Annotated in this window: 10 protein-coding genes; 3 read left to right on the forward strand and 7 right to left on the reverse strand. The window is 64.3% G+C overall.

Annotation, left to right across the window (positions count from 1 at the left end):
• Position 1: 1 nt before the first annotated feature.
• The 7 genes from LK535_RS06760 to LK535_RS06790 all read right to left on the reverse strand — a co-directional run bounded on the left by LK535_RS06760 (position 2) and on the right by LK535_RS06790 (position 10,475).
• On the reverse strand, positions 2 to 1,513 hold the full coding sequence (locus LK535_RS06760) for a sensor histidine kinase (protein ID WP_227771152.1): 1,512 nt from the start codon (positions 1,511 to 1,513) through the stop codon (positions 2 to 4).
• A gap of 57 nt (positions 1,514 to 1,570) precedes the next feature.
• Positions 1,571 to 2,329 carry an exonuclease domain-containing protein gene (locus LK535_RS06765; RefSeq protein ID WP_227771153.1) on the reverse strand — a complete coding sequence of 253 codons (759 nt, stop codon included), beginning with the start codon at positions 2,327 to 2,329 and terminating at the stop codon, positions 1,571 to 1,573.
• Positions 2,330 to 2,395: 66 nt separating this feature from the next.
• Positions 2,396 to 3,682, reverse strand: coding sequence for a glycoside hydrolase family 130 protein (locus LK535_RS06770; protein WP_227771154.1), 1,287 nt, complete (start codon positions 3,680 to 3,682; stop codon positions 2,396 to 2,398).
• Positions 3,683 to 3,711: 29 nt separating this feature from the next.
• Positions 3,712 to 5,346, reverse strand: a complete 1,635-nt coding sequence (locus tag LK535_RS06775) for a mechanosensitive ion channel family protein (RefSeq protein ID WP_227771155.1) — start codon at positions 5,344 to 5,346, stop codon at positions 3,712 to 3,714.
• A 139-nt stretch (positions 5,347 to 5,485) separates the two neighbouring features.
• Positions 5,486 to 6,208 carry a DsbA family protein gene (locus tag LK535_RS06780; RefSeq protein WP_227771156.1) on the reverse strand — a complete coding sequence of 241 codons (723 nt, stop codon included), beginning with the start codon at positions 6,206 to 6,208 and terminating at the stop codon, positions 5,486 to 5,488.
• A complete protein-coding gene (locus LK535_RS06785; RefSeq protein WP_227771157.1) occupies positions 6,205 to 7,509 on the reverse strand; it encodes a M48 family metalloprotease in 1,305 nt (434 codons plus the stop codon). The genes LK535_RS06780 and LK535_RS06785 overlap by 4 nt, the downstream gene beginning before the upstream one ends.
• A gap of 185 nt (positions 7,510 to 7,694) precedes the next feature.
• On the reverse strand, positions 7,695 to 10,475 hold the full coding sequence (locus tag LK535_RS06790) for an Rne/Rng family ribonuclease (protein WP_227771557.1): 2,781 nt from the start codon (positions 10,473 to 10,475) through the stop codon (positions 7,695 to 7,697).
• A gap of 468 nt (positions 10,476 to 10,943) precedes the next feature.
• Between LK535_RS06790 and LK535_RS06795 the strand changes: the two genes are divergently transcribed.
• The 3 genes from LK535_RS06795 (at position 10,944) to prfB (ending at position 16,132) form a co-directional block, all read left to right on the forward strand.
• Positions 10,944 to 12,188 carry an N-acetylmuramoyl-L-alanine amidase gene (locus LK535_RS06795; protein WP_227771158.1) on the forward strand — a complete coding sequence of 415 codons (1,245 nt, stop codon included), beginning with the start codon at positions 10,944 to 10,946 and terminating at the stop codon, positions 12,186 to 12,188.
• 149 nt (positions 12,189 to 12,337) lie between these two features.
• Positions 12,338 to 14,845: a penicillin-binding protein 1A gene (locus LK535_RS06800; RefSeq protein ID WP_415837101.1), complete on the forward strand. Its 2,508-nt coding sequence runs from the start codon at positions 12,338 to 12,340 to the stop codon at positions 14,843 to 14,845.
• A gap of 159 nt (positions 14,846 to 15,004) precedes the next feature.
• A complete protein-coding gene (gene prfB / locus LK535_RS06805; protein WP_227771159.1) occupies positions 15,005 to 16,132 on the forward strand; it encodes a peptide chain release factor 2 in 1,128 nt (375 codons plus the stop codon).
• Positions 16,133 to 16,149 lie beyond the last annotated feature (17 nt).

The raw sequence follows: 16,149 nt of genomic DNA on the forward strand, positions 1-16,149 counted from the left end.
CTCAAGATTTTTCCTGCAAGGTCAGCGTCGGCGGCAGCGATAGGCTGAAGGTTGCCCCTTCGCCAAGCGCAGACCGCAAAGTAATCGTACCGCCGAGGCGATAGGCAAGAGCGCGGACATGGGCGAGGCCAATGCCTTCGCCGGGCTGGTCCTGCGTGCCGGACCGACGAAACAGATCAAACACACGCTCGTGATCGCGCGGGTCGATGCCGCGGCCATTGTCAGAGACGGCGATCCACACCCGGTCACCCGCCGTGCCACCACTCACCTGTACTTCGACGGGGCGGTCAGGGTGGCGATATTTAACCGCGTTCTCGATCAGGTTCGACAGGATCTGCTCGATTGCCACGCGATCGCTGACCAGCGCCGGTAGGATGCCGTCAACATTGATACGGGCGCCCGTCTCATCCAGTCGGTGCGCCATCGAATCGCGGATCTGGCCCACCATCCGCATCAGATCGAGCGGCTCGGGCGCAAGCACCCGCCGCCCTTGTCGGGATAGGGCGAGGATCGCGTTGATCAGCCGATCCATCTTCTGGGTCGATGTGCGAATAAAGCCGATCGCTTCAGGCAAGTCTTCCTGCGCGGCAAGGCGGGCGTCATCGGTCAGGATGGCCGGCGCATCCTGCTCCACACGCTCGACCAACGCGCGCAAAGCCGCTGCCGCTGCTTCCAGTTCGGAAGTGAAGCCCATCACGTTCACGAGCGGCGAGCGAAGATCGTGGCTGACGATATAAGCGAACCGCTGAATCTCGTCATTGGCGCGAGAAAGATCCGCCGTGCGATCCACCACGATCGCTTCAAGGCTTTCGTTCAACTGCTGGAGTTGCTCGCGAGACTGCGCCAGATCGCTGGTGTAGCGCACCACCACCAGAAGCGCCGCCACCGCCACTGCAACCAGCAGCACCCCCGCCACCGCCAGGACCGTGTAGAACAGGCCGATGCTGCGTTCCTGTTGCGCATCACGCGCCGCCAGCAATTCTCGTTCCTCCCGTGCCATGGCATCGAAGACAGCGCGGATTTCGCCAAGGCGGGTACTGCTCAGTTCGGCCTGAAAGCGCTCGTTCGCTTCCTTCACCTTACCGCCGATGATGAGCTCCACACTTTGCGCGCGCAGCGCTAGCAACTCGCGAAGGTGCCGTTCCAGCGTGCGGATGTGTGACTGTTGCCGCGGATTGTCGTACGTCAGCTGCCGCAGCCTTTTGGCCGCGCGTGGCAGCGCTGCCGCCGCCTCATTGTAGGATTCAAGGAAGCTCGGCGTGTCCGGAGACAACAGGAACCCGCGGCGCGTCGTCTCGCCCTGCTCGATCAGGCGGCGGGTGTCCGCGATCGCCAGCTCGACCTCATAGGTATGCGAGACAGCCTGGCTGTGCCGCGCCAGCTCGCCCGTCACCCATGCAGCGGCAAAGCCTGCGGCGATCAGCGCAAGAAAGCCGACCGCCATAAAGGCGATCAGCACGCGCCCGATCTTGCCTTCGCTGGTAGCGAAGTTTTGCCCCCGTTCCCCGGCCATCGCAGATGCGTCTAGGAGCGGATCGGAGAAAACGCCAGAGCTGCTGTCCTGACTTTGCTAAAGCAGCAGTTCCTGGGCGCTCATCCGGCCGACGAGCCCACCACCACGGCGGCGGGCCAACTCGGTTTCGGCGGTGAACCGCACGTCCGGATCACGATCAGTCAGGAACTTGATCAGGCTCTCCTCCTCGATCTCGTTCCACGGCTTGCCGCGGTCTGGGCCGAAGCGCACCCGTGGCAGCAAGGCCGGTATGCTGGACCATTCAATCAGCTGCTCAACACTGGCTTCGTTCAATTGATCCCGCAGATGGTGGGCCGTGACATAGGCGTCCGGGAACGCGCGGTGCGCCGGCAAGCCACGCTCATGGTCCAGGCCCTCCGGCTTGCGCCAGTATCGTAGCACCTGATTGGAAAAACTGGGCGAGTCGGGCCAGAGGCGTAAAGCGCACTTCCATGTGCAGATCCACTGCGCACCGTGGGTGAGCGCGGGCGTGCAGAATTGCTGCTCGAAATCGGCGCGATGCGCAGCGAGCGCAACGCGGCGGGGATAGGGATCCAGGACGTTTCGGGCGACGTCATGCCACCATGGCGCGTCGGCCACATCCTCATCGCGAATATGATGGATCGCTTGTGTGATCGGCGGCATGGACCGGCCCGGATTGACCAGCCGCTGCCCGCCTTCGCCGTACAGCTCCCATCGTCCGTCTGGTCCGAGCGCCACATCCTGCCAACCGATCTCACATACGCCATGCTGGGGCGGAGCGTTGCCGGTGGTTTCGAGATCGATGACGCGGATGATGCTTGGTTGGCGACGCATGATGCCCATGTGGGGACTTGCGGCGGCGCTGTCATCCGTCCCGCGCAAGTTCCCTCGCGCCGCCGATCAGGCCGCGACCATTACCGACAGCAAATCATCCACATTCCCGACGGCAAAGGCGCTGTACTCGTCACCAATCGCATACGGCAACAGGATGCGCCTGCGGTGAAGCAGCGCACCGCAGCTATAGGTGACATTGGGCACGTAACCGCCCCGCTGCTCGGCGCTGGGAAACAGGAGCGGTGAGGGGGTGCGTGCCAGCACACGGGACGGATCGGCCTTGTCGAGCAGACAGGCACCGACGCAATAGCCGCGCACCAAGCCTACACCGTGGGTGAACACCAGCCAGCCTTCGTCGATTTCGATGGGCGAGCCGCAGTTCCCCATCTGGACGAACTCCCATGGATATTTGGGCGCGAGGATCCGCACGCCGTCGTCCCAATGTTCCAGCCGATCGGACCGGAGCAGCCAGATGTTCTCATTGTCCTGACGGCCCAGCATCACGAACTGGCCGCCGATCTTGCGTGGAAACAGCGCCATGCCCTTGTACCCGGACATGGCGCCGGTCAGCGCGCGCATCTCCACGGTGCGCATATCGACCCCGCGAAGCATCTCCTGCCGGGCGGTCACCCCGTCGAAGGCAGTGTAGGTCCCGATCACGCTGCGATTCCCGTCATCGTCGGTGAAACGAACCATGCGCAGATCCTCGATGCCTGAGCGTTGGCTGGGCAGCACCGGAAACAGCACGGTTTCCGAAACATCATCGCTCTCGTCGCACAGCAGCCGGATCCATCCGGCTTCTTCCTTGTCTATTCGCGGCGGAACACCTTGTTGGCTGGCCGGATGGACGATGACCTGGTCGCCCGCATCCCATGTTCCCGTGCGGAATGTCACGGAGGAAATATGACCCTCCCCGATCCCCCTCAGGGATAGCAGAAAGGCAAGCGAGTCGTCGTTCTCGTCCGCATCCGGCAGTGGAATGATGCTGGGATTGAAGAGAGCGGCCGACTCGAAGGCATATTCCTGGCTGAAGTAAGCGCCGATCAGCAGGCGGTCCGTCTCGTCGAGATTTGGCGGCAGCTTCAGATCGCCGGCGACATCAGCGAAGCGGCGCAGAAAGGTGGCGTCTGCATTGCGGTGGCGTTCATGCATCGGCCGCTGGAGCAGCATGCGCATTCGTTCACGCATCGGCTTGTCGAGCGACAGCAACCGATCGGCCACCTGCTGCATCCGCTTGGGGCGGTCTTTGCCGAATGGCTCGGGATAGGCGAAGCTGAACGGGCGGATGACGGTGCGGGACGGGTCCGGCTTCAACTCGATCGATAAGGTGCTGAACACGTCCGCTGCGTTCATCGTGGTATCCCTTGCGGTTGAAGTGGAGATCAGGAATTCTCGGGCGGTGCACTGGAATGCGCCATCGGCCCGTCTTGGTCGGCGATTGGCGGCTTTGGCGCCAGAAACAATGTGCGGGTCGGAACGGCGATGGTGATACCGGCCGCGCTCAGCCGCTCGTAGATCGACAGCAGCAAATCCTGCCGCACGGTCGTGCTTTCCCCAAAGTCACTGAGTGCGATGTAGGAAAATACCTCAATCTCCAGTGCGCTTTCCCCGAAGTTGTTGAACCGCGCCCGCGGCCCATCCTTTGAGATGTTCTCGTTCGAGAGCAGCACGTCCTCAATGATCGCCACCGCCTCCCGGATTTTATCGGGGGTGGTATATTCGATGTAGATCTTAGGCGCGAAAAGGAAGCGGTCCCGTTTGGCGAAATTCTCGATCTGACGGGAGGAGAAATCGCCGTTCGGGATGGTGACGATCGTCCGATCATTAGTGCGAATACGAGTGGATCGGATGCCGACGTCCTCCACCGTACCGACTACGTCTCCCACTCGGCAAAAATCGCCGACCTGAACGGGACGATCGGCAATCACGGTGACACTGCCGACCAAGTTCTCGACTGTCTTCTGCGCGCCTAGTGCGAGGGCGATACCGCCAATACCCAGTGCCGCAATGCCGGTCGTGACATCGATGCCGAACGTGTCGAGCACGGCGACGATGCTGAACACCAACAGCAGGATCTTCGCCGCCCGCCGCAACAGCGTGACGACCGAAACGGCCTGACGGCGGGATCGGCGATGCATCCGTGCAATGGCGACATCCGCGACTGCATCGACCAAGCGAAGGCCGAACCACACCAACGCAATGGCCGCGACCCCGCCGGCGTACCGCAGCAGCGTCTGGCGGGCGACGATCGCTACCTGAAGGCGCTCGGCCCAAGTGTAAAATGCCATGACCGCGATGAAGAGGCTGAGCGGCGGCAGAGCGGCGTGGAAGAAGCGATATACTGCATTCGCATCCGGATCGGTGATGCCGCGGCGCATTACGGCCAGTGCAGCGGCAGCAATCAGTCGTAAGATCACAAAGCTGAGCGCAGCAATGCCGATCAGCAATGCCCAGTCTTCGGCCGGTGCGCCGGCAACGTCGATGCCGACGACGGCGTCGGTCGTAGGGGCGGCGACCTTTGTGGCCGGCACTGCCATTAACTGCCGGATCGTATCATGTGAGATCCGCCACACGGAGCGACCGTTCAACGATCCATGGGTCAGCAAGATCGGCGCGTCGCCGGTGCTTCCCTTGAGATCGCCGGCAAGTTCGCGGTCGAGCGGCAGGTCGTCGTCGATGCGCCCCGCAGGCTCATTGGATAGCCGAGCAAACGGCAACAGCGTGCCGCCACTGTCCAGCAGCACTTGCAACCGGCGGGCCAGCTCCGACGCGCCGTCCATCACTCGCGCGTCGTCCTGCACCGGCAGGTCGAAGTAATTGGCGGCTCGGTTATAGTCGCGCTTCGCGAGTGCTTCGATCAATCCGCTTACGGTGGAACGCGGCGTTTCACGACCAAAAGGGTCCGCCGGGATGGTCGGCGCGGTACTATTCGCGGGTGCGTCCTGAGCCAGCGCAGGTATGCCGGTCATCGTGGCGAGAAGGAGAATGAGGAGGAAACGACGAAGATAGCTGAGCACGGTCACCTGCGGCGTTTAAGACGTCCGTGAAGGGAACGCCGTTGCCCGCCGAAAGGTCGCACCATCCATGGTGTCAGGACAACGCTTCGCCCCCCGCGGCTGATATAGCCGCTCGCGCAGTGCCCGGCGGCCGCACCGCTCAGTCCCGCGACGATCGCGCTTCGGCGATTGCTTCCCGCAAACGATCAAAGGGCAAGGCGCCAGAGAGTACCTTATCACCCACTACCCACGCCGGCGTCCCGCTGATGCCCAACTTCGCAGCCAGGCCCAGATTGCCTGCGATCTCCGTGTCGACGTCATCAGGCATTTTGGTGAGGTCCACGCCGGTGCTCCGCGCCGCGGCGGCGATCGACTGCGCACTTACTGCCCCGCCTGCGTATAGTGCCTGGTGAAAGGCCGGAAACCGTCCTTGTGCAGACGCGGCAAGGGAAGCACGGGCCGCATCCCGACTTTCTTCGGCCAGAATCGGCAGCTCGCGGAACACGACCCGCAACTTTGGGTCGCTCTTCACCAGTCGATCGATGGTCGGCAGGCTCGCCCGGCAATAGCCGCAGTTGTAATCAAAGAACTCGACGAGAGTAACGTCGCCATTTGGGTTGCCCATCACCGCGCCCCGATACGGCGTTTCGATTCGGGACCGATTGGCCGCCACCGCACGGCCGCTTTCGCGCTCCTGCAACTTCTGCATCGCCTGCGGGATTATCTCGGGATTGCTGAGGAGGTAGTCATGCACCACCTTCTCGATCTGCGCCTTGTCACTTACGCGCAGGTCACCGGGGGCAGCCCGTTCGGCCAGCCACATGCCCACGGCACCGAAGGTCGCGCCCAGCAGCACGACCAGCAACAGGGTAAGTCGGTTCATTTGCGCTTGCGCTTGTCGCCGTCGAGGGAATTGGCAGATGTCATCGCGATATCCTGTGCCCGGATCCAGTCAGGCGTATTTTGTGGGATGCCTGCAAGGGCATAGCGTGCGCTAGCCGCAGCCGTGCGGTGATCGCCTACCATGCTGGCGCGTTCGGCCGTGGCGAGCGCTGCCCGCGCAGGATCGCCGGTGCGCTCGTAAACGGTACCGAGTTGATACCAGGCGAAGGGGTTCTGATCATCGCGGGCGACGGCCGTACGCAGCACGCGCTTGGCTTCCTCGTAGTTCGCCTTGTCCTCCGTTGCGATCAGTGCATGGCCGAACGTGGTGGCGATCAGCGGGTTGTTGCGCGATCCGTCAGTTGCGGCGCGCAGCGGCGCCAAGGCCTCCTGCGGCTTGCCTGCCTCAAGCAGGATCTGGCCCTTGATCTCCAGGAAGTAGGGATCGTTGGGCTTGTTGGCGACCAGGGCGTCGGCCTCAGCGTCTGCCTTCTCGGGATAGCCGCTGCGGTGATAGGCATAGGCGCGGGCGTAGTGCGCGTAGATGGTCTGGGTGCCCTCCGGATATTTCTGGAGCGCCTGCGCGGGCGGTAGCAGATAACCGTCCAGTTTGGCCTGGACCCGCTTGAAGCGCTCTTCCCAATCCTGATTGAGCGGCTTGTTCCAGGCTGCCGAAGCCTGCAGCGTTTCTGAAACCGCCGCCACGCGTTCGGACGAAACCGGGTGGCTGAGCATGTACTCAACTTTGCGGGTGATGCCGTAGCGATATTCAAGCTGCTGCATCGTCTTGAAGAAATTGAGATATCCCTTGCCGCTGATCCCGGCGGCGTTGAGATATTTCGCGCCGGCGGCGTCGGTCGAGGCCTCCTGCTGACGCGAGAAGGCGAGATACTTGGTCATGGCGGCTTGCTGCCCGGCAGCGAGAACGCCGGCGCCCGCTTCCCCGGCACCAGCGGCCATTGCCGCCAGGCCCAGCACCATGGAAAGGATGGAGATGCCCGTCGCTTCCTGAAAGCCGCGGCCGGCAAGCGAGACGTGCCCGCCCGTAATGTGGCCGAGTTCATGGGCGATGACGCCCTGCACTTCGTTGGCGGTCTTAGCCGCCTGGATCGTGCCAGAGTGCACATAGACGATCTGACCGCCCGCTACGAAGGCGTTGATCGAATCATCGTTGACCAAAACGACCTTCACGTCGCTGGGCCGCAACCCGGCGGCGGTGATGAGCGGAGCCGTCATGTCCGCCAGCAACGTCTCAGTCTCGGCGTCGCGCAAGATCGACTGCGCCTGGGCAGCCTGTGCCATGGAAACGCAGGCCAGGGCCGCAGCGGCCAGTAGGCGAAGAGCAGCGGAGCGGCGGGTCACAGCTGCGGGCGCTGCATGATCGATCGGCGAGCGACGGACATGCGCCGAACCCAGCATGATGGTGGCTTAACCATCGCTGAAGCCCGGCGCATGTCGATCACCGGCAACGTGTCACAACCGGCGGTTTACGCACCGAAGGTCCGCTGCCACCAGCCGCGGCGCGGCGCTGCGGCGGGTTCCTCGGCGGTGCCTTCTCCGGTTTCGGCCGCAGTGCCGGCAGTAGCCGCATCGGCAGCGTTAGCGTCGCTGGCCGGGGTGGCTGCCGCGTTCGACGGTGCAGCGCCAGCGTCCGCTGCGGGCATATCCGCGGCGCCTTCTGTCGCTGCATCCGCCTTCTTGCGCCGGGTGCGCTTCGGCTTGGCGGGTGCTTCCGTCGCTTCGGCTGGCGCTGCCGCCTCGGCTGCGGCGGTGGCATCCGTGGTCGGAGCGTCCGTTTTCTTGCGCCGAGTGCGCTTCGGCTTGGCCGGTGCGCCTTCCTCCGTCGCCGGCGCGATCGCGTCGATGCCGGGCGTTTCGATGACCGCCGGTGCCTCTGCCGGCGCAGCGACAGGTGCCTGCTCGACCGCCTTCTTGGCACGCGGGCGACGCCGGGTCTTCGGGGCCGGCTGCTCCGCTTCCGCAGCTGCGTTGGCGGTCGCGTCTGCGCTTGCTTCGGACGCGACGGGCTCCACAGCAGGAGCTTCGGTGATCGCGGTCTCGACCAACGGCGCTTCCGCGGTCTCCGCTTCCACGCTCACCTCGGCCGCGGTGGAGACGCTGTCGCCCTCGACGCGATTGGCGTCGCGTTCGGCCCCATTCTCACGGCGCCGCCGGCGCCCGCGGCGATTGCGCCGGCGACGACCGCCTTCGCCCTCTGCCGTGCCCTCGGAATCGTCGTGGTCGGAAGTAGCTTCCGCTTCCGCCGCATCGACAGCCTCGTCTTCGCTGGCGGCGTCGCTTTCATCACCTTCGCTGAGGTCCGCGTTCGACGCGGGCGCTGCGCCGGCTTCGCCATTCGTCCGACCGCGCCGGCCACGACGGCGACGGCGCTTGCGACCGCCCTCACGCTGCTCGTCACCCCGTGCTTCCTCGGCGCGGGGCGCCTCGTCCTCGGCCTCGAGCTCTTCCTCTTCTTCCTCCTCGATCTCCTCGGGGAAGTCTTCCTCAATCTCCTCGAGCGGCGGCGCGAATTTTGGAGCATAGGCCGGCGGCGGACCCGATGCCTCGACCGACATGCGCGCGCCTTCCTGCTCACCATCCGGCAGGATTTCCACGGCTACGCCATAACGATCCTCGATCTCGGCGATGTCGGCCCGCTTGCGATTGAGCACATAGAAGGCGGCTTCCTGGCTGCAGCGCAGCGTCAGCAGCGAGCCACGGCCACGCGCGGCTTCGTCTTCGATCAGGCGCAGCGCGCTGAGGCCCGCGGACGAGGCGGTGCGGACAAGACCGGTGCCTTCGCAATGCGGGCAGGGGCGGGTGGAGGCCTCGAGCACGCCGGTGCGCAGGCGCTGGCGGCTCATTTCCATGAGGCCGAACGACGAGATGCGGCCGACCTGGATGCGGGCGCGATCGTTCTTCAGCGCCTCCTTCATCGCCTTCTCGACCTTCCGGACATTGGAATTGTTGTCCATGTCGATGAAGTCGATGACGACGAGACCGGCCATGTCGCGCAGGCGCAACTGACGCGCGATTTCCTGTGCCGCCTCGAGGTTCGTCGCGGTCGCGGTCTGCTCGATATTATGCTCGCGCGTCGAACGGCCCGAGTTGATGTCGATCGAGACCAACGCCTCGGTCGGGTTGATGACGAGGTAGCCGCCCGACTTCAGCTGCACCACCGGGTGGTACATGGCGGCGAGCTGATCCTCGACATGGCAGCGCTGGAACAGCGGAATGGGATCGCTGTAATGCTTCACCCGCTTGGCGTGGCTTGGCATCAGCAGGCGCATGAAGTCCTTCGCCTGGCGATAGCCTTCGTCACCCTCGACGATGACCTCGTCGATGTCCTTGTTATAGATGTCGCGGATCGCGCGCTTGATGAGATCGCTGTCGCCATAGATGAGCGCTGGTGCCGCGCTCGTCAGCGTCTTTTCACGGATGCCGTCCCACAGGCGGGCGAGGTAATCGAAATCACGCTTGATCTCGGTACGCGTGCGGCTGAGACCTGCGGTGCGCACGATGCAGCCCATTGAGGGCGGCAGTTCCATTTCCGCCATGATCGACTTCAGCCGCTTGCGATCGGCCGAATTGCTGATCTTTCGGCTGATCCCGCCGCCGTGCGAGGTGTTGGGCATCAGCACGCAATAACGGCCCGCCAGCGACAAATAGGTCGTCAGTGCTGCGCCCTTGTTGCCTCGCTCTTCCTTCACGACCTGGACCAGCAGCACCTGGCGGCGGCGGATCACGTCCTGGATCTTGTAGCGGCGGCGCAGGTTCATGCGGCGCTGGCGCAGCGCCTCCACCTGATCGTCGTTGATGCCGGTGGCGGCGCGGGCGGGGCCCTCTTCGCTATCGACATCGCCCTCGATTTCGTCACCGCCGTCCGCGTCGTTGTCCGCCTCGTCCTCGAACTCGGCATCACCCTCGGGGGCGTCAAGGTCGGCGTCTTCGGCGGCCTCCTGCTCGGCACGCAGCTTTGCTTCCTCGGCTGCATGCTCCGCTTCTTCGCGCAGCAGTGCCTCGCGATCCTCCTTGGGGATCTGATAGTAATCGGGATGGATTTCCGAAAAAGCGAGGAAGCCGTGGCGATTGCCACCATAGTCGACGAACGCCGCCTGCAGCGACGGCTCGACCCGCGTCACCTTGGCAAGATAGATATTTCCCTTGAGCTGCTTGCGCTCGGCACTCTCAAAATCAAACTCTTCGATGCGGTTTCCCTTGACGACGGCCACGCGGGTTTCCTCCCGGTGGCGTGCGTCGATCAGCATGCGCATGGTCATTATATGGTCTCCGCGCGCGACTCGCGCCGCCGGACGGCGGGGTCACGCGATGATAAGGCGCTGCCGGCTCTCGTTCGCCGGGCAAGCGGATGGTGGTGACTTGTGCCTTCGTTCGCCGCGCACGTCCGGGCGCAACGCCCTGGATCAGCCCCGCGCCCGCGCCGCCGGCAAGAGCCGGTCGAAACTGCGGTGGGGGAAAATGCGACATGCGAACGTCAACCTGATGGCCCGGGCCGGCGTGAACAGCCGGTCGGGCGGTGGGTCGGCAGCGGGCGCAAAGGCCTGCAATCCGATCAACGTGGTGACTAGCAAGTCGTTTGTCATTCGGCAACCGGAACGTCCTTGCCGGACAAGCGGCAAAAACGTGCCGAACAGCTTGTTAACCCCAATGAGCAACTGCGATTTGACCAGCAGCGGCGTAACCCGAATCGGGCAGGGAAGAAGGGTTTGCGTATCATGGCTTTTCGCTGGACCAGCGAGCAGCCGACGCGGCATGCAGGGCAAATGTCGATGCTGCTCGCGTTCTTGGCTGGTCTTTCATTCGGCACTCCGGGCTGGGCCGCGACGGTGCAGCGCGTGGACGTGCGAGAGGGGCGGATCACGATCCGTTTCGATGAAGCGGTGCGCGGCGCGTCCAGCTTCATCCTGAACGGGCCGCAGCGCATTGCGATCGATATCGACGGCGCTCGTCCGGGCCGCGCGAGTGGCGGCGACGGGGCGATCACGGCGGTGCGGCAGGGTTGGCGCGGGGCCGATAGCGCGCGCGTGGTGCTGGACCTTGCTGAACCGATGATCGTATCGAAGGGCGAGTTTCAGGATGATGGGCGCACGCTGGAGCTGTCGCTGCGCCAGGTTGACGGGCGCCGCTTCGCCGCGGCCAGCGTGGCCTCGCCGTTAAGTTTCCTTCCGTTCGGCTGGGGAAAGGCCAAGCCCAAGTACAAGGTGTCGATCCCGGTGCCGCCCGCGCGCAAGAGCGCTTTGCCGCGTGTGCAGGGGGATGACAGCCGGCCACTGGTGGTGATCGACGCCGGTCACGGCGGAAACGATCCGGGCGCGATCAATGCCGAAACGGGTCTGCGCGAAAAGGACGTGACGCTCAAGATCGCCCGCGCGATCAGGGATGAGCTGCTGGAGTCCGGACGCGTCCGCGTAGCGCTGACGCGTGATGATGATCGCTACATCCTGCATCGCGAGCGATTCGGGGTGGCTCGTCAACTAGGCGCGGACCTGTTCATCTCCATTCACTGCGACAGTGCCGGCAACGTCGAGGCATCTGGCGCCACCGCCTACACGCTTTCGGATGTCGCGTCCGACAAGGAGGCCGCGCGGCTTGCCGCGCGCGAGAACAAGGCAGACATCATCGCTGGGGTGAACCTGGATGAGAGCGAGGACGTGTCCTCCATTCTCATCGATCTGACCCAGCGGGAAACGATGAACGCGTCGGCCGGATTTGCGCGCCTGCTCGGTCGCGAGGCAAAACCTTTGATTCCGGTGAAGAGCAACTTCCACCGCATGGCTTCGCTGCTGGTGCTAAAGGCGCCCGACCTGCCTTCGATCCTGTTTGAAACCGGCTATATCTCCAACGCTCAGGATGCTGCATTCCTTGACAGTCGCGAGGGGCGCGAACGGATCGCGCAAAGCGTGCGTCGGGCGGTGGAAATACACTTTGCGCGCCGGATGGCTCAAACCGCTGCGCGTTAATGTTTGCCGGGCGGTGAGCGGACCACATGGACGTGTTCGCCCGAAGGTGTGCGGTGCGGCGCTATGGGCGACGGTTCTCGATCCGGCGCGCGGCGTACGGGCTTGATGTTGCCAGCCGCACGGCCGCTCCCTAAACACCGGCGTCGCGTATGGCGTCCACTCCCCCCGAACCCATGACGGTGCAACGGCGCACCAGCGGCCTTGGCGAGCGCTTGTCGCGGCTGTGGGCGCGCTGGTGGGTGAAGGTGCTGGCCGTGCTTGCCGCGATCGGGCTGCTCCTGCTGGGCGGCGGCTGGTATTTCATCACCCGCGATCTGCCGTCGGTGGAACAACTGCGTACGTACGAGCCGCCGCTCCCTACCAATGTGCGCGGCATCGATGGTGCTCCCGTCTATTCCTATGCGCGCGAGCGGCGGGTCGAGCTCTCCTTTGCGGAATATCCCAAAACGTTGGTTCAGGCGTTCCTGGCCGCGGAGGACAAGACCTTTTTCGAACATCACGGCGTCGACTATCCGGGCCTTGCCGGTGCGGTGGTGGATTATGTTTCCAAGCTCGGCAGTGGCCAGCGCGCGCGCGGCGGGTCCACGATCACGCAGCAGGTCGCCAAGAACCTGCTGATCGGCAACGAATATTCGCCGACCCGCAAGATCAAGGAAGCGATCCTCGCGTGGCGGATCGAGGACACGCTGTCCAAGCAGCAAATCCTTGAGCTCTATCTCAACCAGATCTTCCTTGGCCGGAATGCCTATGGCGTCGAAGCGGCCAGCCACGCCTATTTCGACAAGGAACTGGATGAGCTGAGCCTTTCGCAGATGGCCTATCTTGCCATCCTGCCGAAGGGGCCGGCAAACTATGATCCGTTCCGGGATACCGAACGGGCGCTGGAGCGGCGCAACTGGGCCCTGGGTGAGATGGAGCGCAACGGCTTCATCACGGCAGCGCAGCGTAGCGAGGCGCAGGCGCAACCGATTGGCGCGATCGTTCGGCGCGTGCCAAAGTTCGAGCGGGTCGGCGGCTACTTCGTGGAGGAAGTTCGGCGCGAGCTCATCAGCCGGTTCGGCGAAACCGCTCGGGACAGCGCCAATAGCGTTTATTCCGGCGGTCTGTGGGTGCGCACGTCGCTGGACCGGCGCGTTCAGGCAGCGGCGGCTGAAGCCTTGCGGGACGGCTTGCTGCGCTATGATCGCGGCCGCGGCTTTTCGGGCCCGCTCCGCCATGTGGAAATCGACGGGGACCGGTGGCAGGTCGCGTTGCTGAACACCAACATCAACCTCGATCATGCGGACTGGCGCGCGGCCATTGTGATCTCGCGGGGAGACAGCGAAGCACAGATCGGCTTCGCTAACGGGGACCGGGGTACATTGCCGCGCTGGGGCGCGCAGATGCCGACCCGCGGCAGCAGCACGCCGGCTTTCGGCACGCTGAAACCGGGCGATGTGATCGCGGTCGCCCCCTCGGGCAGTCAGTTCGCCCTGCGGTCCGTGCCCAAGATCTCTGGCGGGTTCGTGGTGCAGGAGCCGGAGTCTGGCCGCATCCTGGCGATGCAGGGCGGCTTCGACGCGTCGCTTCAGTCGTTCAATCGCGCCACCCAGGCGATGCGGCAGCCGGGCTCCACCATCAAGCCGATCGTCTATGCCGCTGCGCTGGAACACGGCATGACGCCCGCCTCCATCATCGTGGACGGGCCGTTCTGCGTGGATCAAGGACCACGGCTTGGCCAGAAGTGCTTCCGCAACTTCGGCAATTCGCGCGGTGCCGGGCCGCATACGATGCGATGGGGCGTTGAGCAGTCGCGCAACCTGATGACGGTGCGTGCCGCGGCGCAGACGGGCATGGCGAATGTCGTCCGCCTGATGAAGGCGATGGAGATCGGCGACTATCAGCCCTATCTTTCCTACGCGCTGGGCGCCGGCGAGACGACCGTTATGAAGATGGTCAACGCTTATGGTGTCCTCGCTAACCAGGGCCGGTGGCACGCACCCACGTTGATCGACTTCGTTCAGAACCGTCGCGGCCAAGTGATTTGGCCGGAGAATTGGCGCGCCTGCGATCGCTGCAACATGCCTGATTGGGATGGAAAGCCGATGCCGCGTCCCGCGCGCCGTGGCCGGCAGGTGCTGGATGCCATGTCGGCCTATCAGATGGTGCACATTGCCGAAGGGGTGATCCAGCGCGGCACCGCGACGGTGCTGCGGGATCTCAATCGCCCGATCTTTGGCAAGACTGGCACCAACTCGGGTCCGAAGGACGTCTGGTTCATCGGCGGTACGCCGCAAATGGTGGCGGGTGTCTACATCGGGTATGATTCGCCGGTGAACCTGGGTGGCTACGCCCAAGGCGGAACGCTCGCCGCGCCGATCTTCAAGCAATGGGCGATCAAGGCTTATGAGGGAATGGACCCGCTGCCGTTCCGCGCCCCGGCCGGGATCCGCATGGTGCGGATCGACCGGGCCAGCGGTCGACCGGTGTTCGGCACGTTCCCGAACGACAATGATCCGAAGCCCGCGGTGATCTGGGAAGCGTTCAAGCCGCAGGCGGAAGCGCGCCGCGCGCCGCGTAGGCCGACCGCCCAGCCCACGGCCGCGCCGACCGCCACCGGTGCCCGCACGCAGCCGAGCGACAGCGACTTCCTGCAGCGCGAGGGCGGCATTTACTGAGCGGTCGGCGCTGGCATTGTCCTGCCGCCGTTCTGGTCCTAAGTCCGCCAACCAAATATCGTCATCCCAGCGCAAGCTGGGATCTCCCGGTTACGAAGCATTGCTCGTGCCGCACGAGATTCCAGCCCGCTGGAATGATGTAAGAAGTGGAGAAAGATAATGCGCGCCGAAGCGCAGGCCCATGCCGACACGATCAACGAGGCGCTCGCGCTGCTCCGGCGCAGTCTCGACTGGGATCGTGCGCTGCGGCGGCTCGATGAACTGAATGCGCGGGTCGAGGACCCGACGCTGTGGAACGATCCCAAGGCGGCTCAGGACGTGATGCGTGAGCGTCGCCGGCTGGACGAGGCGATCACCGCGACCCGCACCATCGAGCGCGAACTCAGCGACACTGCAGAGCTGATCGAGATGGCAGAGGCCGAGGGCGACGAGGAAATGGCGTCGGAGGGCACGGCTGCTCTCGCCCAGCTTGCGGAGCGCGCGCAGAAGGACAAGGTGAAGGCGCTGCTGTCGGGCGAAGCCGACGCCAACGACACGTATGTGGAGATAAACGCCGGCGCAGGCGGCACGGAAAGCCAGGACTGGGCCGAAATGCTCCAGCGCATGTACACGCGCTGGGCGGAGCGCCAGGGCTACAAGGTGGAGTTGATCGACTATCACTCCGGCGAGCAGGCGGGCATCAAGTCTGCCACGTTGCTGGTGAAGGGCGAGAACGCCTATGGCTATGCCAAGGTGGAAAGCGGCGTTCACCGACTGGTTCGCATCAGCCCGTATGACAGCTCGGCACGTCGCCACACCAGCTTTTCGAGCGTTTGGGTCTATCCGGTAATCGACGACTCGATCGACATCGAGATCAATGACAGCGAGCTGCGCATCGACACCTATCGCGCTTCGGGCGCGGGCGGACAGCACATCAACACGACCGACTCGGCCGTGCGTATCACCCACTTGCCCACTGGCATTGTGGTCGCCTGTCAGAACCAGCGGTCCCAGCACAAGAACAAGGCGGAGGCGTACAACCAGCTGCGTGCGCGCCTGTACGAGCATGAGCTGCGTAAGCGCGAGGAAGAGGCGAACACCGTCAACGCCGCCAAGACCGATATCGGCTGGGGGCACCAGATCCGCTCCTACGTGCTTCAACCGTATCAGCTGGTGAAGGACCTGCGTACCGGTGTCACGTCAACGTCGCCGGGGGACGTGCTGGACGGCGATCTCGATGATTTCATGGCGGCCGCGCTTGCCCAGCGCGTCACGGGCGAAGCGGTCGAGGTGGAGGACGTCGACTGAGGATGCTCGGCGCCTCA

The sequence above is a fragment of the Sphingomonas sp. IC4-52 genome (assembly GCF_020707225.1).
In the GTDB taxonomy this organism is placed as follows: domain Bacteria; phylum Pseudomonadota; class Alphaproteobacteria; order Sphingomonadales; family Sphingomonadaceae; genus Sphingomonas.